Genomic DNA, 21379 nt, shown 5'->3' with positions numbered 1-21379 from the left:
TATAGCCTGTGACGTAGGCTTCTCTGGTGATTCAAGAAGTAGCAGACCCCGCAAATCGCCTCCCACAAGGCACCACGCCACACCTTCTACACGAACGCATTAACGGCTGGTTCATGCAGAACGCACGCGACCTACCTTGGCGCCGCAACGAGTGTTCGCCCTGGGGTGTGATGGTTAGCGAATTCATGCTGCAGCAGACCCCCGTCAAGCGCGTCCTGCCCGTCTGGGAGGAGTGGATGCGCCGCTGGCCCACCCCCGCGGACCTGGCCGCCGAGCCCACCTCGGAGGCGGTGCGCGCCTGGGGTCGCCTGGGCTACCCCCGCCGTGCGCAACGCCTGCACGGGGCGGCCGTGGCGATTGTGGAGCGTCACGGCGGTGAGGTTCCCGCCGACCATGAGGCGCTGCTGGCTCTACCGGGCGTAGGCTCCTACACGGCGGCCGCCATCAGCGTGTTCGCCTTCGGCCTGCGAGAGACGGTCATCGACACGAACATTCGCCGCGTACACGCCCGCGCCGTCAGCGGTAAGGCGCTACCTTCCCGCTCGTTGACGGCGGCTGAGACTCGCCTGGCGGAGGCGCTCATGCCCGCCGATACCCCCACCTCCTGCGTGTGGAATGCGGCGACTATGGAGCTGGGCGCGCTCGTGTGCACCGCAAAGTCCCCGACCTGTCAGCTGTGCCCGGTGGAGGATCTGTGCGCCTGGGTTGCGGCCGGCCGTCCTGAGGCCGAGTACACGCCAAAGGGCCAGGCCTGGCACGGCACGGACCGCCAGGTGCGCGGTGCCGTCATGGCGGTTCTTCGTGCGGCGCATGAGCCCGTGGACCGCAGCATCATCCTGGATGCGGGCGCCGCCTCGACCACAGGCGCAGCTGTTTCGCCCGACCTGGCGTTCCCCGCAGACATTCCGGTCGAGGTGCACCGCCCGCTGAAGACGCTGTACGCCCTCTCCCCTGCAGCCGAGCAGCTGCAGCGCTGCTACGCGGGGCTTCTGGCGGACTCTCTGGCCCGCGAAGTCACGCAGGGCGATGCAGTACTCGTCTCGCTCTAGCACCCCGCCACAGGAGGGCCCCTAGAGGCTCACACAAGCATAGAAACGCCTGAGGGGCGGTACCGAATAATCGGTACCACCCCTCAGGCGTTTATTGCGCTATAGCTTAGCAGCCTAGAACCTAGTCGTTACCCTGACCCTCACGAACCTCAAAAGCGGGAGCCTCAGAAGACTCACCCTCCTTCGCAGGCTCCTTCACGGAATCCAGAGCCAGCTCCTTCATCGGCTGCGAGGAGAAGACGAACTTCGCGGAGTCGCCCTCGCCCTCAACGTCCACAGTAATCTTCTCGCCAGGCTTGATGTCGCCGAAGAGAATCTTCTCGGACAGGGCATCCTCGATGTTGCGCTGCATCTCGCGGCGCAGCGGACGGGCACCCATAGCCGGGTCGTAACCCTTGGCCGCCATGAGGACCTTCGCAGCGTTGGTCAGCTCGATGGACATATCCTGCTCCGCCAGGCGCTTGGCCAGGCGGCCCACGAACAGGTCCACGATCTGCAGAATCTCGGACTCCGAGAGCTGCGGGAAGACGATAATGTCATCCACACGGTTCAGGAACTCGGGACGGAAGTGCTCCTTGAGGCTTTCCATCACGCGAGCCTGCATGCGCTCGTAATCGGCAGCGGAATCGTCCATGGCCTGGAAACCGACCGGGATGCGGCGGTTCACGTCACGGGAACCCAGGTTGGTGGTCATGATGATCACGGTGTTCTTGAAGTCCACCACGCGACCCTGCGAATCGGTCAGGCGACCGTCCTCAAGAATCTGCAGCAGCGAGTTGAACAGGTCGGAGTGAGCCTTCTCCACCTCGTCGAACAGGACCACGGAGAAGGGCTTGCGGCGCACCTTCTCGGTCAGCTGACCGCCCTCTTCGTAGCCCACGTAACCGGGAGGGGCACCGAACAGACGGGAAACGGTGTGCTTCTCCTGGTACTCGGACATATCCAAGGTGATGAGGGCGTCCTCGTCACCGAAGAGGAACTCGGCCAGAGCCTTAGCGAGCTCGGTCTTACCCACACCGGTCGGGCCGGCGAAGATGAACGAGCCACCGGGACGGTGCGGATCCTTCAAGCCCGCACGGGTACGGCGAATCGCGCGGGACAGGGCCGCAATAGCGTGCTCCTGGCCGATAACGCGCTTGTGGAGCTCCTGCTCCATGGTCAGCAGGCGACTGGACTCTTCCTCGGTGATCTTGTAGACGGGCACGCCGGTGGAGGCGGCCAGAACCTCAGCAATCACCTCGGGGGTCACGACGCCGTAGGCGTCTCCGCCGCCCTCGCGCCATTCCTTCTCAGCTTCTTCCTTCTCGGCCAGGACCTTCTGCTCCTGGTCACGCAGGCCGGCTGCCTTCTCGTAATCCTGCGAGTTGATGGCCTCTTCCTTCTGCTGGCGCAGCGTGGCGGCCTTCTCGTCCAGAATCTTAATTTCCGGGGGTGCGGTCATGCGCTTGATGCGCAGGCGCGCACCGGCCTCGTCAATCAGGTCGACAGCCTTATCCGGCAGGAAGCGGTCAGAGATGTAGCGTGCCGCAAGGTTCACAGCGGTCTCAATTGCCTCATCGGTGATGGTGACGCGGTGGTGAGCCTCGTACTTATCGCGCACACCCTTCAGAATCTGCACGGCGAGCTCCTGGGAGGGCTCCTCCACCAGAATCGGCTGGAAGCGGCGCTCCAGGGCGGCATCCTTCTCGATGTGCTTGCGGTACTCGTCCAGGGTGGTTGCACCGATGGTCTGCAGCTCGCCTCGCGCCAGCATGGGCTTGAGGATGGAGGCAGCGTCAATCGCGCCTTCGGCGGCACCGGCACCCACCAGGGTATGGATCTCGTCGATGAACAGAATGATGTCGCCGCGGGAGCGAATCTCCTTCAGGACCTTCTTCAGGCGTTCCTCGAAGTCACCGCGGTAGCGCGAACCTGCGACCAGGGAGCCGAGATCCAGGGTGTACAGGTGCTTGTCCTTGAGGGTCTCGGGGACGTCACCGTGCACGATGGCCTGGGCCAGGCCCTCCACGGCGGCGGTCTTACCGACGCCGGGCTCACCAATCAGCACGGGGTTGTTCTTGGTGCGGCGAGAGAGAACCTGCATGACGCGTTCCATCTCGTGGTGACGGCCAATCACCGGGTCCAGCTCGCCCTCACGCGCTGCGGCGGTGAGGTTGCGGCCGAACTGATCCAGAATCGTGGAACCCGCGGGAGTGCCTTCGCGAGAGTTACCTGCACCCACGCCGGCAGTTTCCTTCTCGCCGGAGTTGTTGCCGGGGTAGCCGGAAATCAGGTCCATGACGGCCTGGCGCACGGCGGCAGGCTCAGCGCCCAGCTTGACGAGCACCTGGTTTGCCACGCCCTCGTTCGCACGCACCATACCGAGCAGAATGTGCTCGGTACCGATGTAGCCGTGGTTGAGCTGAATAGCCTCGCGCATGGACAGCTCGAGAACCTTCTTAGCACGGGGGGTAAAGGGAATGTGGCCGTTGGGGGCCTGGGGGCCGGGGCCGACGATGTCCTGAACCTGCTCGCGAACCGCGTTCAGGGTAACGCCCAACGATTCCAGGGCGCGAGCACCGATGCCCTCGCCCTCGTGAATCAGGCCGAGCAGCAGGTGTTCAGTACCGATGTAGTTGTGGTTAAGCATGCGTGCTTCCTCTTGGGCAAGCACCACAACGCGCCGAGCTCGGTCGGTAAAGCGTTCAAACATTGCGCACTCCTTGCATTTTCCTATTGATACAAGAGTACGTTGAGCGCCGGGTTTCTGCCCGGCGCTTGGGTATCTGTTCGCCATCAAGAGAACGAAAGAGGCGCGAGCGGAAGATACGCGGAACGGTCGGGTTCCTCCGCCGAGGTCCGAACCGGGTTTTGAGTCAAGTTTTAAGTCGGGTTTCAAGCCGAGTCGTCTGTGCCACCTTTCGAGTCGCCCAGAGTCCTTTGAGAATCACCTCCCGACACCCAGATACACATAGAGCCGAACATAAACACAGAAAAATCCGCGTACCCGACTACGCTGGGTGCAATTTATCTGCAGAGAATCCGAAATATTGCAGAATACCCACTGTTTTTCAAAGTATATGCACGCCAATCACCCGACAGGCAGACCGCAGTTCACGGCGGCGCGCGAGAATCGCCCTAAATGCTTCACGACTTCCCCGTTATTCCCTAAAGCACGCGAAAAGACATAAAGATACACACACTGCAGACGGGAGAATAATCCGGGGAATAATGGCACACCCGCCCATCGCTCATGATTTATTCACGCGCAGAGAATCATGTGAGACCACACCCCCTGTAGGTACAGATGCAATGATATTGACATTCTGTCTATATATTCCGACACGTGCAAGAATTTGCGCCCTCCACCGCCGATAATATATTTACGAGTAAATTAAATATGTTGATGCGTCAGCACGACCCAACACCACACACATTTCCTCACACCTCAGCAAGCCCTACAATTCAACTCATCATGCCACCGACTCAGATATTTACCATCACATAAAAACACTCACGGCGGATAGTGATAATCACTATCCGCCGTGAGAGCACGCAATACATCTACCCCACACGGAGCAGACCCGGAAGGATAGAAATTAATCCTGTTCCTTCATAGCTGCGTAGTATGCATCCTGAATGTCCTGGTGAATGCGGCCGCGGTCAGAAACCTTGTGACCGTTAGCCTTAGCCCATTCGCGAATCGCAGCGGTCTCAGGGTTACGCTTAATCGGAGCAGCGGTACCGCGAGGCGCGCGGGTGCGCTGAGCCGAACCCTGCACGCGGCGAGACTTCGCTACGAAGGGGCGGATAGCATCGCGCAAGCGAGCAGCGTTTGCGGAGGACAGGTCAATCTCGTAGTGAGCACCGTCCAGGCCAAAGCGGATGGTCTCGTCGGCGGGACCACCGTCCAGATCGTCTTCAAGGATGATGCGAACCTTCTGTGCCATGAATGGCACCTCCCTCATCTGTTGCATATATCCTATGGGCGCAAAACCCTAAAGTCTCTATCTAAAATTGATAGAAGAAAAAGTGTGCCGGATATACATACGTACCAATTTCTTATACATCGTAACAGAAATATCGAAGGTATTCATTACCCAAAGCGGTAAAGTAGACGGGAAAATAACCCTCGAGAATAACATCGAGGAATATTCCGCCGGAATATCGGCTCTGAATCGTCAGGCAATGCCGACCCTGTTCTCTAAGCGCATATTGCCGCCACCACCCCGTTAAATAACCCGCTGAACAATCCCACAGCACATCGACATCTCAAAGGCCGAAGGCTAGAGATACACCACGCACATTTGAACAGCACCTATCGGAAAATCAGCAGGAATAATCCCCGACAATAATCCTTCACCACACACGGAACGGCAGAAATCATCTCAACAGTATATTCCTCCCTCGCGCGCACTGAATCATGACGAATCAATACTCTTTATCGCAAAATACTTTTCACCCAGCGCCCGAATATGCTGCTGACTAGCCAAAAGACTGGCCAAAACTACGCTATAACTGGATGCCCACAAGCCAATAAAAGACGCCAAAAACCCCACAAAGCATCCCTAAGAATGTGTAGCAAGCCTGAACACAAAACACCCTCGCATCCACTCCGCATCCGCTCAAGGCCCTATCCAGCTGGCACCGAACCATCCGGGCACAACACACAACGGCGGGGGCCGCGAGCGCATACACACCCGCGGCCCCCGCCGCATTCAGGTTCAGACCCGGAACACTCTGTGCAAACGCACACAGAACGAGCTCAGGCCCTCACAGATATGGAATTATGCTTCCGGCTTCATGAGCGGGAACAGAATCGTCTCACGAATACCGGGCTGACGCACCACAGTACCCGGACGCTCCGGGTCCTGCTCGCCGGCCAGCAGCATAATCAAACGGTCAATACCCAGGCCGATACCACCCATCGGGGGTGCACCGTGCTCCAGGGCACGCAGGAAGTCCTCATCCAGCTCCATCGCCTCGTCGTCACCGGCGGCAGCCAGCAGCGACTGGGCGGTCAGGCGCTCACGCTGAATCACCGGGTCAATCAGCTCAGAGAACGCGGTACCGCGCTCCATACCACCAATAATCAGATCCCACGCCTCAATCAGCGGCGCACCAGAACGGTGCGGACGAGCCAGCGGCTGGGCGCTCGGCGGGTAATCGTACACGAAGGTCGGGTTCACCAGGGTCGGCTCGACAATCTCGCCGAAGAGCTCAATAACGAGCTTCTCGGCATCCCACTTCGGGTCGATGTCCACCTCGTGCTTCTCGGCAATCTCACGCAGAACAGATGCGTCGGTCTCCGGGGTAATCTCAACACCCACAGCCTCGGACAGGCCCGGATACACGCTAACCCACTTCCACTCACCAAACAGGTCAATGGTGCCGCGCTCGGTCTCGATGCGCTCGGTGCCGACAGCCTTCGCGCAGCTCTGGATAATCTCCTTCATGCGCTCAGCCATCACGAACTGATCGGCGTACGCCTCATAGCACTCCAGAGTGGTGAACTCGGGGCTGTGGGTCGAATCGACGCCCTCATTACGGAACACGCGACCAATCTCGTACACACGCTCAATACCGCCCACCACGGCGCGCTTGAGCGGCAGCTCGGTCGCGATGCGCATGGTCATCGGCTGGTCGAAAGCATTCAGGTGGGTGCGGAACGGACGAGCCGTCGCGCCACCGTGAATCAGCTGCAGAATCGGGGTCTCCACCTCAACGTAGCCGTGCTCATCCAACACGCGGCGCACGGTACGGGTAATCAGGGCGCGCTTCTTCACCAGCTCGCGAGCCTCCTCGCGAACCATCAGGTCCAGGTAGCGCTGGCGAACACGGGTTTCCTCGTTCAGGTCCTTGTGCAGAACCGGCATGGGGCGAATAGCCTTCGAAGCCATCTTCCAGTCGGTCACCATAATCGACAGCTCGCCGCGGCGCGACACAATCACACGGCCGGTCACGAACACGTGGTCGCCCAGGTCAACCAGGGACTTCCACTCGGCCAGGGACTCCTCGCCCACCTCAGCCAGCGACAGCATCGCCTGGATGCGCTTACCCTCGGTGCCACCCTGCAGGGTCGCGAAGCACAGCTTACCGGTGTTACGGACGAACACCACGCGGCCGCCCACGTGCACCACACGGTCGGTCTCGTCGCCTGCCTTCAGCTCGCCGGACTCCAGCTTCGGGTCGTACTCGGCGCGCAAATCCTCAATGTGGTTGGGCTCCACGCGGTTACCCTCGGAATCCAGCAGACCCACCGGGTATGCCTCACGACCCGACTCAATCAGCTTCGCGCGCTTCTCCAGGCGAATCTGCATCTGCTCGGACATATCAGCAATCGCCGGCGCGGCGGTGTGCTCTGTACTCACGGTGATACCTATCTGTGTAGTGTGTTGGGGACTCTTCTAAACGAGCGAACGTTTAGCGCAGGTCCATGTTGTCAATCAGGCGGGTCGGGCCCACATACGCGGCGACCAGGGCCAGCACGCGCTCCGAATCCTCAGTCGGCTCGCCGAAGGTCATCGGGTCGACCAGTTCCAGGTAGTCAAGGCGCACACCCGGGGTGGAATTGATGCGCTCACGGGCGCCCTCCAGGTCAATCTCGTGGAAGCCGCGGTTCAGCGAGTTCTCGCGCAGCATCGCCAGGGTGTGAGAGAGCACCAGGGCAGACTCACGCTCCTCATCCGAGAGGTAGCCGTTACGCGAGGAGAGGGCCAGGCCGTTATCGTCACGCACAATCGCCACCGGACGCATGGTCACATCGTGGTTGAAATCGCGCACCATGCGCTGAATCAGGATGTACTGCTGGGCGTCCTTCTGACCGAAGTACGCGTACACCGGGTGCGAACCGGCGGCAGGGCGAATAATGTTGAAGAACTTATTCACCACGGTCAGCACACCGTCAAAGTGTCCGGGGCGGGTTGCGCCCTCGAACTTGGTGCCCAGCTCACCGCTCGAGATGCGAATCAGCGGGTCACCGTCGGGGTACATCTCCTCCACCGAGGGCGCGAAAATAACGTTCACACCGGCGGCGCCTGCCAGCTCGGCATCAGCCTCAAGGGTACGAGGGTACGCCTCATAGTCCTCACCGGGGCCGAACTGCAACGGGTTCACGAAAATGGAGGCAACAACAACGTCATTCTGCTCGGAAGCGCGACGTAGCAGGGTGGCGTGACCATCGTGGAGAGCACCCATAGTGGGCACATAACCCAGGGTGGCGGTACGGTACTGAACGTCAGTGCCGTTCTGCTCCGCCTCGAGGCGGGCGGCACGGTCCAGAGCATCCTGCGCGGTGGCCAAAGCCTGCGCAATAGCGGTACGGAACTCCGCGATAGTGGTCACGACGCGGGGCATTGAAGTCTCAGTCATGACGAGAACTCCTTGTTTTCGGGGGCTGAATCGTCGGTGTCGCCGGTGTACTCCACGTTCGCAGAAGGTACCACCAGGCTTTCGATCCGTCCCAGTTGTTCATCGTTTAACAAACCTCTATTATGCGCCCTTTTTGCGGTCGCATGTGCCAGAGCGGCATAAGAGTCTGTAATATCACCTGTTTTTTCTCCCTGTGCATACTCGCCGAGCGCCCTCATATGGGCAACTACAGTACCCGCATCGCCGCGCGCAACGGGACCGGTCAGGGCCCCTTCACCGCTTGCGAGCGCGTTATCCACGGCTGCACGGACCAGCGGACCCATGTAGTGAGCCGGGTCCTCAATGCCGATGGATGCGAGCATCTGCTGGGACTGGCCCAGAATCGTCACTAGGTGATTCGAGGCGTGTGCCAGGGCGGCGTGGTACAGGGCTCGATCGGCTTCAGCCACGTGGACGGGCTCGCCGCCCATCTCAACCACCAGAGCCTGCGCAATAGGCAGGAACGGGGCGGGGCCGGTCACCGCAAAGCTCGTGCCGTTCAACCGCTGCAGGTCCATAGACAGGCCCGTGAAGGTCATGGCCGGGTGAATGGCCAAGCCGATGGCGCCCAGGGCCGTTGCAGGGGCGAGAACCTCAGTGCCGTGACGGCCGGAGGTGTGCACCAGCAGCTGACCGGCGGTGATGCTCCCGGAGGAGGCCAGGTAGGTGATGAGGCCCGGCAGCTCGTCGTCGGGGACAGCCAGAATCAGCAGCTCGCTCCGTTCGGCAATCTGTTCCACCGGAAGCAACGGCACATCGGGAAGCAACATCGCGGCGCGTTCCTGAGAAGCCTCAGACACCGCGTGCACACCCACAATAGTGTGTTCGCAGGCGCGCAACGCCGCGCCGAGGACGGCGCCGACCTTCCCGGCTGAAATGATTCCGATGCCCAAACGGGCGGGTTTTGAATGGTGTACCACGGTTCTTAAGTATATTCGCCCGCACCGGGTGGCGCCTCAGCCGGGTTTACTGCTGTGGATAACCACAGCGCGCATCACCCGGCGGCGAGCCGTTCAGGCTACGCAGACAACGCAAGGCCCACCCGAACAAGAAGTACGGGCGGACCTTGCTGAAGTTCCGGCACTAGAGCGCCTCGGGCACGCGATAGTAAGCACAGGTACCCTCCAGGCGCTCCGTGAGGGTCGAGGCGATAATCAGGCTCGTGCGCGGCGGCAGATGCTTCATGGAGGTACGCACCGGGCCCTTCGCCACATCGAAGCGTAGGGTGGCGCATCCACACGCACGCTCAAACGGACCCTGGGTCCAACGCACGCCCAGCACGCGCCGCACCGGCAACACCGATAGCCTGCGCACCAAGAAACCGTTACGAATCAGCAACAGATCGCCACGGGCGTGCTCCTCGATGTTCGCATCAGGGCGCGAGGAGGCGGGGCCCCGTGCCCCCTGCGCGTCGGCGTTAATACTGGTCAAGCCCTTTACATGCAAGGTGAGCGGGTCGAGCCAGCGGGCCGTAGACGGCACCTGAAGCATCTGCGGGGCGCCGGGTACCTGATGCTTCTGGGAGCTTCGCGCCGCGGCCATAAGCCCCTGCGCCTGCTGCTCATCCAGCTCCGGCAAAAGCAGACGTAGAACCGTCATGGTCTCGCGCTCATTTCCCACCGGCAGGGCAACGTTGCGGGTCAGCCCGCCCTGATTCGACCTGTCAACACCCACACCCGCGATGGTCATCGTCACACGATACCAACCAAACATCTTCCAGAGAATCGACTGCTCAACCTGAACCGCCTGCACACGCTCCGGCAGCACATTCTGCGTATGGGTTCCGGTGAAGCCGTAGCGCAGGGTAAGAGCACCCCTGTCACCACGATAAATCCTGAACCGCGCGGAGTTATCGAAGCGAGCCCACAGCGCGCCCGCATAGCCAATAAGCGGCGCACCGAGGCTCGGCAGGGCCACCATCGGAATATACAGCGGGCTGAGCCCACTGAAAACTGCCGTGATGATCGCGCTCACACCCATAACGATGACCAGAGGGACCACCCACACAAGATTCTCCAACAGAATCGACATGATGAGGCGACCAGTCGAGAGACGGAAAGCCACCACGCCCTCGGGGCTGCCGGACTCAGGGAAATTTCCGGCCGGAACGGGCAAAGCGGCGGGACGCGGGTACGCCGCGGTTTCCGGGACCGAGCCGGACTGGGACATACCGGGCTGAGCCGACGAGACAGGGTACGCCGCACCCGAGGGGAGCGGCGCATCCGGCCGGTAACCGGCACCAACCCCGGTTCCACGGGCACCACCCTGAGCCCGCAGAATCGAAATGCTCTGCAAAGCCGCGCGACGCAACCGGGTTGCTTTCACCCGCGACACATACTTGATGTGCAGGGCCTCGCCGGAACCGTCCGCAACCTCAAACCGCAACTCCGAAATACCCAACAGACGCGCCACCAGCGGGCGAGAAATATCCACGCTCTGCACGCTCTCCAGACGAATCGTGCGCTCCTTCTTGAAGAAGATGCCGCTACGGCGATGCACCGACAGCTCATCCAGGTGATAGCGGGTGAACCACCAGCTGAGCGTACCCAAAATCAGGCCGATAAAACTCACCACAAAGATGAACAGGTTCGAGAAAAGCACCTCCATGTGCCCCTCACCCATCTCAGCGCTAATGAGCGTGACCCACTCCCCCGGCGGTGTCAATAACATCTGGTAGATAGTGCTCTGCAGGCTATACAGCACCACCGCAATAAGAACCCACAGGTTCATCACAAACGTGCGGATGTCGGCACGCCACCACACCTGCTCCCGCGGACCGCCGGGACCACCCACGTCCTGGCCACCCGGCACACCACCGCTCGGGACGTTATTGTTCGAAACGGGCACGCTCATTACAGGGCCGCCATTCGCTCATCGGCGCGGCGCACCAGCTCGGTGCGGATCGCATCCACAATATCGTTCGGGACGCCGTACACCACGACCGTGCCGGCGGCCTCACCGGCGGTGCGCACCGTCAGACGCGACACTCCGTTGAGACGCTCAAGCGGCCCCGAATCAACGTCAACATACTGGATGCGCCCGTACGGAATCGACGTGATGCTACGGAAAACCAGGCCACAACGAGTCATGAGGTGGTTGCTCTCCAACGCGTAGGCCAGGGCTCGGGTGCGGCGCGGGGTAGTCAGCAGCCACCAGCCACCCCAGAACACCGCCACGAGCACCACCAGCACGCCCAGGATGCGCATCCACAGGGGGCCGCCGGTCAGAACCGCGAGCGCATCCAGGCCCAACCCCACCAACAGCACCGGCACGAATGCGGCCAGGGTGTGGATGAAGCGAACCTTTAGGTAGCCGGGGGCCGCGGGTTGCCACTGCGGGTCGGGTGCGGCCTGCCGAGGTACGGGCCTACCCAGGCCGGGCAGGCCCAGGGGAACTCCGGCGGGTCGCGCTGTCGGCGCGCTCTGCGCGGGGTTCTGTCCCGGGCCGCCGCCCTGCGGCATAGGGTTCTGAGAATAATTGTTCGATTTAGGAGCCGGCATAGGTTCCTCCCTCTCGCGACTTCACAGCACCGGCAGAAGAATTATCGTCGTCCTCTCCCGGCGGAATACGACAACAATGCTGCGCCCACAGGCCAGCCGCCAGCAGGACAACACTACAGACCAGATTCACCACAACCTGCCAGAAAAGCACCGACAGACCGCGGGCAGGCGCCACCGCCAGGTGAAAACCGAAAATTGCGGCGCACACGCCCGTTAACAAGGAACCCGTCAGAATCGAACCCTGCGCATAAGCCAAGGTACGTGCCGCCAGAATCGGACCCATACGAGGCGCCTTCTCACGCGTCTTGACGCGGCGATACCGCGCCACCTGAACCCCCAGCCACACCGCACCGGCAGCCACAAGCAGGCACACCAGCCCGAGCATCCACGAGAAATGCAACTCGCTATAGCCGGCGTTCACCAACACCGTGTTCACCAGCGCGGTCAGTGCCGCAGCGCCTATCGCCGTCCAGAGTACCGCCGAATACCGGAGAGGTTTCATGGTGTTTCCTTTCGGTCGATTCCTCTACCCTTCAGGGTGCCACACTTAGAGAGCACCGGGGAGGTTCATTTCACGCATATAACGAATTGCGTCCTCGCCGGCGTCCTCATGCGTCAGGTTGAGGTCGCGGGAAAGCTCCGCAACACTCACCGGCACGTAGTTTACGGCGCCCGAGCTCTCATCGCTACGGGCCACCAGCAGGTGCGCCTCCGGGTCCATACGCGCCCACGGCGTCAGCACGAAGGAACGCTCATGCGCGCGCGGGTGAGGCAGGGTCAGCACCGGGTCGTCAGAGACGACGCCCTCGTAGTCAATCACGTCGATATCGAGGGTGCGCGGGCCCCAACGTACCAGACGCTCACGGTGATGCGCCGCCTCCACGGCGTTGCACAGCTTCAGCAACTCGTAGGGGCGCAGACTGGTCGACACCTCAATCACAGCGTTCACGTAATCCGGCTGCCCCGCCGGCCCGCCCACCGGGGCGGTACGGTACAGCGGCGAGACCCGCAGGATGCGCATGCCCGCCTCCCGAAGGTCGACGACGGCCCGTTCAATGGTGCTCTCACTCTCGCCCAGATTTGAGCCCAGCGCCAGCACGGCGCGATGATCGGACAACGGCCTGAGCGGCATCGCTAGCACCTCCCTTCAGTGCCGGGCATGGCGGCTTGCAGGGACTCGGGAATACGCTCGCGGAACACGCTCACCGCCACATTCTCGAAGGGAACGGTGATGGGAGCCTGCGGTTTGGAGACCTTCACCTCCACAGCGTCGATGCGCACGAAGTCTGAGAGAATCCCCTCGGCAATCCGCACGGCGAGCGTCTCAATCAGGTCAAGCGAGCCGAAGACGATTTTTTGGTGGATCAGCTCGGCCACCTGCGCGTAGTTCGTGGTCTTTTCCAGGTCGTCCCCCGCGGCCGCATCCGCGAAGTCGGTGTAGAGCGTCGCGTCGACGGTGAAGGGCTGACCGTCGCGCTTCTCAAAGTCGAGAACGCCGTGGAATCCCACGGCGGTGATGCCGCTGAGCGTGATGCGGTCGTGGTGGGCGTAGGCCGAATTCAGCATGGAGTCTCCTCAGTGGTTGGTTGTATCGGGCCGCCCGGCCGTGAGCCGAGCCCCGTGAGGTGCATAGGGGGCGGGTACCTACAGAACGGCGCGTAGTGCGGAGGCGATGGTCACCGCATCCACGCTGGCGGGCACGTCGTGCACGCGCACCGCCCACACGCCGCGGGCGGCCACCAGGGCGGTCACCGCCGCAGAAGCGGCCGCGCGATGCTGCGCCGGGCGTGGCTCCGTCAGCGAGTGCCACAGCTCACGTTCCGCCTGGCCCGCTTCGGTCGCGGTGAAGCCGGTCGCGTTCAGGCGCTCGGCCAGCGCTATATCCGCCGCGGTCAGGGCGTTGGCGATAAAACGCTTTCGAGAACCGGCAATGAGCAGGCGGTGCCCCAGGGACTGCAACTCATCGATGGCGGCGAGCAGCTCCCAGTCCTGCACGCCGCCCTTGGCGAAGCCCAGGCCCGGGTCAAGAATCAGGTTCTGCGGCAGCACACCGGCGGCGAGGAAACGCTCCCGCAGGCCGGTCAGCTCCTCCACAACCTCGGTGACAACGCCGCGCGGGTACTCCGCCAGGCTGTCCATAGTCTGGGAGGTGCCGCGGGCGTGCATCAGGATGTACGGCACCTGCAGCTCGGCAGCGGTCTCAATCATTTCATCGCTGACGTTCAGGCCGGACACGTCATTAATGATGTGCGCACCGGCGGCGATGGCGGCGCGGGCGGTCTGCGGGTTCATGGTGTCCACGCTGATAGTGGTACCCATCTGCGCGACGGCCTCGATAACGGGCAGGATGCGGCGCTGCTCCTCCTCCACGCTGATGCGCACCGCACCGGGGCGGGCGGATTCGCCGCCAATGTCGATAATGGAGGCGCCCTCAGCAATCATGCGGGCGGCGTGGGCGATGGCGTCGGTGGCGGCGTAGTGCTGGCCGCCGTCGCTGAAGGAGTCGGGGGTGACGTTGAGAATGCCCATGACGAGGGTGCGTTCGGCGGCGAGCGCATCGCAGGGCAGGGGTGCGGCGGAAACGGCAGGGTGGGGGGCGGTATCTTCGGTCATGGTTTTAATCCTACCGAATCTGCCGAATGACACAGCACCCCATATTTGCATATGACATGCTGATTTAGGGGTATCCTGGGAGGGTATGCTCTGCCTGCGTCACAGCGGTGTGGGTTGGGCACCTCATACACATACATACTCTAGGAAGTGACTCATCGTGAATTTGAAGACCGGCGCGTGGATTTTGTCCCTGATCGCGATTGCTTCGCTGTTCGTTATTGTTCTGGCCGAGAACGCTCCCGCGGTCCGCTGGATTGCTTTCGGTACTGCAACCGGCTGCGGCTTCATTGCCCTGGGCCTGATTGTGACTCTCGCACTGGGTTGGGATAACAAGAACGAGGCCCGCTAAGGGGCTGTCTCAAGTCTTAACGGCGCTGGGCGTCGAGCGGCTCCGAAGGCCACAACCGCACAGCAAGGGGGGCGGAGGTGAAAACCTCCGCCCCCCTTAGCGTTCCTATTAGCGTACTTGCTTAGCGCTGCGAGAAGATCAGGCTCATCGCCTCCGCACGGGTTGCGGTGTTCATCAGCGCACCGCGCACCGCGCTGGTCACGGTCTTCGCGCCCGGCTTACGCACACCGCGCATCGACATGCACATGTGCTCAGCCTCAATCACCACAATCGCGCCGCGCGGGTTCAAGTGCTCCTCCAGAGCCTCCACCACCTGGGTGGTCAGACGCTCCTGCACCTGCGGACGGCGAGCGTACATCTCCACCACGCGGGCGAGCTTGCTCAGGCCGGTGACCTTGCCGTCCGGGCCCGGGATGTAACCCACATGCGCCACGCCGTGGAAGGGCACCAGGTGGTGCTCACAGGTCGAGTAGAACGGGATGTCCTTCACGAGCACCATCTCAGAGTGGGCGATGTCGAAGGTCGTACCCAGAATTTCGCCGGCGTCCTGGTGCAGGCCCGAGAAGAACTCCGCGTAGGCGCGCGCCACGCGGGCCGGGGTCTGCTGCAGACCGTCGCGGTCAGGATCCTCACCGATTGCGAGCAGAATCTCGCGCACAGCCGCCTCAATACGCGGCTGGTCGACGGCAGTCTTAGCCTCGCTCATTCTCTGCTCCATTCTGGTTCGGGGTGCCATTCTCCGGGCGTTGCACCGGAGGCACGGGGTAGTTTGGGTACTGCTGCGGCGGCATTGCGACCGTCGGGTCGGCGTCCGGGTTCGTGACAGGCGCCTGAGGCGGCAGAGGCTGGGTAGGTGCCACCGGTGCCTGTTGAACGGGCTGAGTCGGTGCCTGCTGAGCAGGTGCTACGGGGGCAGGCGCCGCCGAAGTTGCAGCCTTCTGCGCCTCCTGAGCCAACTCGCTCGGAGCCTTCACCGGCGGAATGTCGGTGCGCTCACGGGTCGGCTTGGAGTACCAGTACTCGCGCTCGGGGCGCTTACGCACATCCTTGAAAATCTCGGCAATCTCGTGCTCGAGCAGGGTTTCCTTCTCCAGCAGGGCGAAGGCCAGGCGGTCCAGCACGTCGCGGTTCTCCAGCAGAATTGCGAACGCCTCATCGTGTGCCTGATCCAGTAGGGCGCGAATCTCAGCGTCCACCTTCGCCGCAGTCTCGTCCGAGTAGTTGCGGGCCGAAGCGCCGCCGCCACCGAGGAACGGCTCGGTGTCCTCGCCGCCAAGCTTCACAGAACCAATCACGGAGCTCATGCCGTAGTCGGTGACCATCTTGCGGGCGGTGTCGGTTGCCTTCTGAATATCGTTGGAGGCGCCGGTCGAGGGGTCGTGGAAAACAATCTCCTCCGCCGCACGGCCACCCATCGCGTAGGCCATCTGGTCGAGCAGCTCGTGGCGGGTCGTGGAGTACTTGTCGTCCTGCGGCATGACCATGGTGTAGCCCAGTGCGCGGCCGCGCGGAAGAATCGTAATCTTCGTGACGGGCGCGGAGTTACGCAGTGCCGCCGCGACCAGGGCGTGACCGCCCTCGTGGTATGCGGTGACCTTACGCTCGTGCTCGTTCATGATGCGCGAGGAACGCTGCGGGCCAGCCATCACGCGGTCAATCGCCTCGTCAATGGCGCGGTCGTCAATCACGTTGCCGTTATCGCGGGCGGTCAGCAGGGCCGCCTCGTTCATGACGTTCGCCAGGTCGGCACCGGTGAAACCGGGGGTGCGCTTCGCAACCAGGGCCAGGTCCACGGTGTTGGCAATCGGCTTGCCCGCGGCGTGCACGCGCAGAATCTGCTCGCGACCCTTCATGTCGGGGGCATCCACACCAATCTGGCGGTCGAAACGACCGGGACGCAGCAACGCCGGGTCGAGCACATCGGGGCGGTTCGTTGCCGCAATGACGATGACGTTCGAGTTGCCGTCGAAGCCGTCCATCTCAACCAGCAGCTGGTTCAGAGTCTGCTCGCGCTCATCGTTACCGCCACCCATGCCGACGCCACGGCGGCGGCCAACGGCGTCGATCTCGTCGACGAAGACGATGGCGGCGGGGTCGCTCTTCGCTTCCTTGAACAGGTCGCGCACGCGGGACGCACCCACACCCACGAACATTTCAACGAAGTCAGAGCCAGAAATCGAGTAGAAAGGCACGCCAGCCTCGCCCGCCACAGCCTTGGCGAGCAGGGTCTTACCGGTGCCGGGAGGGCCGTACAGCAGAACGCCCTTAGGAATCTTTGCACCCAGGCGGGTGAACTTTTCGGGTTCAGCCAGGAACTCGCGGACCTCTTCCAGCTCGGCGAGCGCCTCGTCCACGCCAGCAACGTCGCTGAAGCGCACATCCGGTTTGTCCTTGGTGAACTTCTTCGCGCGGGACTTGGAGAAACTCATCACGGAGGAGCCGCCTCCGACGCGTCCCATCAGGAACCAGAACAGCACACCAAAGAGCAGAATCGGCAACAACAAGGACACCAGCGAGCTCAAGAAGCTGTGCTCAACCGGCTGGTCCGTGTAGCTTTCCAGCTGGGCGGAGTCCATGGCCTTAACCACGTCCTCGGAGCGGGGCTGCACGTAGTAGAAGCTCACCGACTTACCGTAGTTGTCGTTGCCCTTCTTGTAGTCCTCCTTGAGCTGCAGCTCCACGCGCTGATCACCGTCGTAAATCTTCGCGCTCTTGACCTGGTGGTCGTTGAGCAACTGAAGACCCACGTTCGTGTCCACCTGACGCGAGGTCTGACCGAAGAGGGAGCTCATGAAGAACGCCAGCATGACCACGGCGATTGCGCCCGGCCAGAACCAGGGGCCGTTGATGAGCTTTTTCAGAAAGCTATCCGTGCCCTTCTGCGGAGTATTGGAGTTTTGCGCCAATGCTTTGTCCTTACGTTGCGGCTGTAACCCGTCGGGGTTGCGGCATTTTCGTGCCGGAACACCCAACGATGCAACCTTAAATGTACCCTACCGCGGCCGGGGGCCAGGTACCCTTCTTCTCTATTTCACCTGCGGGCTAAAGCATAGGTAGCCCTCCCCACCCGCGTGCGAGTACGGGAACGCCCCGCCTCCGCGCGAACGGCGAGAAGCGGGGCGTGTATCGGCGTTTCGGGTGCCGACGATGAAGTTTAGGAGTACACGTGCGGGTGCAGGGTGGCGACGCAGTCCAGGTTGCGGTACTTCTCAGCGAAGTCCAGACCGTAACCGACCACGAACTCGGGCTCGATGTCCCAGCCAACGTACTTGACATTGACGTCAGCCTTGACGACCTTGGGCTTGCGTAGGAGGGCGCAAATTTCAACGGTTGCGGCGCCGCGAGAAATCAGGTTCTGCTGCAACCAGGCCAGGGTCAGACCGGAGTCGATGATGTCCTCAACAATCAGCACGTCACGGCCGACCAGGTCGGTGTCCAGGTCCTTCAGGATGCGGACCACACCGGAGGACTTGGTGCCGGAGCCGTAGGAGGAGACAGCCATCCAGTCCATGGTGTAGTGACCCTTCAGCGCGCGGGAGAGGTCAGCCATCACCATGACGGCGCCCTTCAGCACGCCTACGAGCAACACGTCCTTACCGGCGTAGTCTTCGTCGATGCGAGCCGCCAGCTCGGCGATCTTCGCATTGATCTCTTCCTTGGTGAAGAGTACGTTCTTAATATCGTCCTTCACGTCGATAGCCTGCACGATAATTCCTTCGTATATTGGACGCTACTGCGCCTCCGGGAGGGCGCAGACCGCTCGCTGGCGGGCACCCCGCACCGGATAATGTGGATGGTGTTCGCTTTAAGTATGACTTAAAAACGTGCTTCGGCGCACCTCACCACGCCCTCACACCCCCGCAGGTCCCCCAGCACGAGACCGGAACAATACCCAAAGTGACATGCGGGGACGCTATCGGCGGTCCGGGAGGCAGGTTTGCGACAGGCGGCACCGAAGCCTCAGCGGCAGAGCGGCGGCTACCCGCGGGTGGGCACGAGGACCAGCGCATCCACGCGCTCACCGGCCACCGGGTGCGCAACCTTGCGGCGACGGTAGGCGCTCACGTGACCGGGCATCTGAACCGGGCCCGCTACCGCGTATTCTGCGGCGAAGGCGTCCAGCGCCTGCAGGCGCTCAAAGCCGGGGTTCTCTCCCCCGGCGGCCTTGCAGGCGGCGGCGAGCACGCGCAGGCGCAACGCCGGATGTAGCGCCGCCACCTGCGTACGGTCCAGCAGTACGGCATCCTCACGTTCGATGCCGCGCACGGCGGTTCCGGCGGGTAGCAGCACCCGTTCGAAAGCCTCGCGAGCCTGTTCATCGAGGTAGTCGGCGTCGGGGCCGGCCACGGCGGCGGTACGCGCCAGGGAGCGGGCGACGTCCCCGCCGAGGTACTCCTCAAGGTAGGGCAGCACGCTGTGGCGGATGCGGGCGCGCATCAGCGTTTCATCGGCGTTGGTCGGGTCAATCCAGGGGGTGAGGGTTTCGGCGTCGCAAATATCGAGCATGTCGGTGCGGCGCAGGCCGAGGAAGGGACGCAGGTAGGTAACGCCCTCTTCGATGCGCACGGGAGGCATGCCCGCCAGGGAGCGGGTGCCGGAGCCGCGGCTCAGGCCGAGCAGTACGGTTTCTGCCTGGTCGTCGAGGGTGTGGCCGAGGAGCACGGCGCGGGCGCCGGTGGCTTCAACGGCTTTCGTGAAGGCGGTGTAGCGGGCGGTGCGCGCCGCCATTTCGGGGCCCATGTTCCCGACGGGAACCTGCACTTTTTCAGTGATGACGGGGTGAAGCCCCAGGTCGGTGAGGGTCTGCGCGGTCTGCGCGGCGACCGCGGCGGAGTCTTCTTGTAGGTCGTGGTCAACGATGATGGCGCCTACGCGCACGTCGCCGCGGCGGGCGAAGTGCGCGGCAATGGCTGCCAGCGCGAGGGAGTCGGGGCCGCCGCTGCAGGCGACCAGGAGCAGGGGCAGGGCGGCGGCGTCCGGCTCGGGGGCGGTGCGGCTGGTGCGGGAGCGCCCGGTAGCTTTAATGCTTCCGGCGCCCAGGAGCTTTTCGAGGGCGGCGGCGAGGTGGCGGCGGGCAGTGCCGACGGCGGGGTGCAGGCGTCCTGCGCGTCCATTCTGCATGGTGGTTCCTTTATAGAAATTGCGAAGTGTCTATGTAGATAGATACTTCACGAGGAGAGTTTAGAAATAACGAAGGCTCAAGAAGTCAGAAGCCTTAGGAGCGCGTATGAAGGTACTCTTCAAACTCGTCCTGGCGGCGTTCCAACTCTTTCTGCATGGCCTTAAACGGTGAGGCATTCGAGTTGAAAACATATCCCGGGGCGGCGCGGTCTGTGGGCCAGCGAACTGCTCGAGCCGCTTTGAGCGCACGAGTTAGAGCGTCTTTCTGCACCTTAGGCGGAAGACCGATAGTCTCTGCGAGAGCAAGCCAATCGTCAACAGTAATCTTCCAATCTTCGGGCGGCGAACCGTCACCGGGATTCGAATTATCTTTTCCGTTGACGCTAAGCGCCATGGATAAAGATTTAATGTGCACGAGCGAACAGGGGATGTCGTAGATAGGAGCTACTTCCCATCCACGGCGTCCCTTGAGGAGCGAGATATTTTTTGCGTGCAGGTCCCCATTACCGGTCAGCCAAGCGTAGAGAAAATGCATGTAAAGATTCCTGCGGGCAATAGCAGGGGAAGCAGCAAGCTTCACCATTGCTTGAATGACACTTTCTGTTGTCACAGCAGGATTATCTTCCGTGTATTTCTCACCCGAAGGAACACCCAAAATCTGTGCGCCATCCTCCATAGCGATGCGTCCCCCGGAGGGTGTTCTGTCGAATCGAGAAACCATCAAACCTGATACGCCGTCTCGATCATAGACAAGCTCATGCTGAGCTACAGGAATCCCCATGAGTGCGGCCGCCGTAAGGTGGGCAGCTTCGTTTTCCACGAGCCCGGGCATGCGTTGCGGGCTGATTTTCAGAAGCGCATCGTAGCCGGCACCCGTCCAATGCACGGGCAGGGTTTTCATGACGGCACTCAACTTTTCTTGAACGCCAGGCAGTCCTCGGCGGTCAACCGTGCCCATAAGTTCTGCAAAGGAAACAACCTCAGGGTTGTTCACCAATGCGGCAGGAGCGGTGTACAGTTCCCGTCCATGCTCAATAATTTGTACGTCACCTGGAACGTCAGAACCAATGACCAGCAATAAGCCCAGGGTGTTGTTTTTGCTGATTTTTTTCTCGGAACTAACGACGTCGAGCCTATAGCCTTCGGGCAAAAGATTCTGAAAGAAAGGAGGAATTGATTCTGCAGTATATTCCGTGCCCAAAGGCAGGCTCGTAGCAACCGCCGGACCATCATATTCTGCTCGGTAGGTGAAATGAATCAGCCCGTTGGCGTCTCGCCTCAAATATGCGGCGAGAACACCATCTTTATAGACATCTGCCATAAGTTCATCTGTCATGGCTTTTCTCCAGGTTCTGTTT

18 protein-coding genes are annotated in these 21379 nt (G+C 61.8%); 2 read left to right on the top strand and 16 right to left on the bottom strand.

What is annotated here, in order from left to right; translation table 11 throughout:
* Positions 1-113 precede the first annotated feature (113 nt).
* Positions 114-1049: an A/G-specific adenine glycosylase gene (locus JX292_RS00280; protein WP_204860228.1), complete on the top strand. Its 936-nt coding sequence runs from the start codon at positions 114-116 to the stop codon at positions 1047-1049.
* A gap of 121 nt (positions 1050-1170) precedes the next feature.
* Here JX292_RS00280 and JX292_RS00275 read toward each other — a convergent pair whose 3' ends face one another.
* The 11 genes from JX292_RS00275 to folP form a co-directional block, all read right to left on the bottom strand.
* The gene (locus JX292_RS00275; protein ID WP_204860227.1) at positions 1171-3741 is read right to left on the bottom strand and encodes an ATP-dependent Clp protease ATP-binding subunit; all 2571 of its coding nucleotides are present in this window, start codon (positions 3739-3741) and stop codon (positions 1171-1173) included.
* Between the two features lie 886 nt (positions 3742-4627).
* On the bottom strand, positions 4628-4978 hold the full coding sequence (locus JX292_RS00270) for a histone-like nucleoid-structuring protein Lsr2 (protein ID WP_204860226.1): 351 nt from the start codon (positions 4976-4978) through the stop codon (positions 4628-4630).
* Between the two features lie 837 nt (positions 4979-5815).
* Entirely contained in the window at positions 5816-7399 is a 1584-nt protein-coding gene (gene lysS, locus JX292_RS00265; protein ID WP_397545768.1) for a lysine--tRNA ligase, read from the bottom strand.
* A 52-nt stretch (positions 7400-7451) separates the two neighbouring features.
* Positions 7452-8399 carry a pantoate--beta-alanine ligase gene (panC, locus tag JX292_RS00260; protein WP_204860225.1) on the bottom strand — a complete coding sequence of 316 codons (948 nt, stop codon included), beginning with the start codon at positions 8397-8399 and terminating at the stop codon, positions 7452-7454.
* A complete protein-coding gene (locus JX292_RS00255; RefSeq protein ID WP_204860224.1) occupies positions 8396-9358 on the bottom strand; it encodes a Rossmann-like and DUF2520 domain-containing protein in 963 nt (320 codons plus the stop codon). The genes panC and JX292_RS00255 overlap by 4 nt, the downstream gene beginning before the upstream one ends.
* Before the next feature lie 163 nt (positions 9359-9521).
* Complete coding sequence (locus JX292_RS00250) at positions 9522-11291, bottom strand: PH domain-containing protein (protein WP_204860222.1); 1770 nt, start codon at positions 11289-11291, stop codon at positions 9522-9524.
* Positions 11291-11938 carry a PH domain-containing protein gene (locus JX292_RS00245; protein ID WP_204860220.1) on the bottom strand — a complete coding sequence of 216 codons (648 nt, stop codon included), beginning with the start codon at positions 11936-11938 and terminating at the stop codon, positions 11291-11293. The genes JX292_RS00250 and JX292_RS00245 overlap by 1 nt, the downstream gene beginning before the upstream one ends.
* The gene (locus JX292_RS00240; protein ID WP_204860217.1) at positions 11925-12440 is read right to left on the bottom strand and encodes a DUF3180 domain-containing protein; all 516 of its coding nucleotides are present in this window, start codon (positions 12438-12440) and stop codon (positions 11925-11927) included. The genes JX292_RS00245 and JX292_RS00240 overlap by 14 nt, the downstream gene beginning before the upstream one ends.
* A gap of 45 nt (positions 12441-12485) precedes the next feature.
* Positions 12486-13070 (bottom strand): 2-amino-4-hydroxy-6-hydroxymethyldihydropteridine diphosphokinase, encoded by a 585-nt coding sequence (folK, locus tag JX292_RS00235; protein ID WP_204860215.1) that lies wholly within the window; start codon positions 13068-13070, stop codon positions 12486-12488.
* Positions 13071-13072: 2 nt separating this feature from the next.
* Positions 13073-13504 carry a dihydroneopterin aldolase gene (gene folB / locus JX292_RS00230; protein WP_204860214.1) on the bottom strand — a complete coding sequence of 144 codons (432 nt, stop codon included), beginning with the start codon at positions 13502-13504 and terminating at the stop codon, positions 13073-13075.
* Between the two features lie 78 nt (positions 13505-13582).
* Positions 13583-14551: a dihydropteroate synthase gene (folP, locus tag JX292_RS00225; RefSeq protein ID WP_204860213.1), complete on the bottom strand. Its 969-nt coding sequence runs from the start codon at positions 14549-14551 to the stop codon at positions 13583-13585.
* 157 nt (positions 14552-14708) lie between these two features.
* On the opposite strand from folP, the gene JX292_RS00220 reads away from it, so the two are divergent.
* Positions 14709-14900 carry a hypothetical protein gene (locus tag JX292_RS00220; protein ID WP_204860212.1) on the top strand — a complete coding sequence of 64 codons (192 nt, stop codon included), beginning with the start codon at positions 14709-14711 and terminating at the stop codon, positions 14898-14900.
* A 121-nt stretch (positions 14901-15021) separates the two neighbouring features.
* On the opposite strand, the gene folE is transcribed toward JX292_RS00220, so the two are convergent.
* The 5 genes from folE to JX292_RS00195 all read right to left on the bottom strand — a co-directional run bounded on the left by folE (position 15022) and on the right by JX292_RS00195 (position 21357).
* Positions 15022-15606 (bottom strand): GTP cyclohydrolase I FolE, encoded by a 585-nt coding sequence (gene folE / locus JX292_RS00215; protein WP_049333477.1) that lies wholly within the window; start codon positions 15604-15606, stop codon positions 15022-15024.
* Complete coding sequence (gene ftsH, locus JX292_RS00210; RefSeq protein ID WP_430538689.1) at positions 15593-17806, bottom strand: ATP-dependent zinc metalloprotease FtsH; 2214 nt, start codon at positions 17804-17806, stop codon at positions 15593-15595. Before ftsH ends, folE begins: the two co-directional genes overlap by 14 nt.
* Positions 17807-18054: 248 nt before the next feature.
* Positions 18055-18606 (bottom strand): hypoxanthine phosphoribosyltransferase, encoded by a 552-nt coding sequence (gene hpt, locus JX292_RS00205; RefSeq protein ID WP_204860211.1) that lies wholly within the window; start codon positions 18604-18606, stop codon positions 18055-18057.
* A gap of 272 nt (positions 18607-18878) precedes the next feature.
* Positions 18879-20021: a tRNA lysidine(34) synthetase TilS gene (tilS, locus tag JX292_RS00200; RefSeq protein ID WP_204860209.1), complete on the bottom strand. Its 1143-nt coding sequence runs from the start codon at positions 20019-20021 to the stop codon at positions 18879-18881.
* Between the two features lie 94 nt (positions 20022-20115).
* Positions 20116-21357: a type II toxin-antitoxin system HipA family toxin gene (locus JX292_RS00195; RefSeq protein WP_204860204.1), complete on the bottom strand. Its 1242-nt coding sequence runs from the start codon at positions 21355-21357 to the stop codon at positions 20116-20118.
* Positions 21358-21379 lie beyond the last annotated feature (22 nt).

The sequence above is a fragment of the Rothia mucilaginosa genome (assembly GCF_901875305.1).
Lineage (GTDB): Bacteria > Actinomycetota > Actinomycetes > Actinomycetales > Micrococcaceae > Rothia.
The sequence above is the reverse complement of the archived record's forward strand: the minus strand, read 5'-3'. Positions and strand labels throughout refer to the sequence as shown.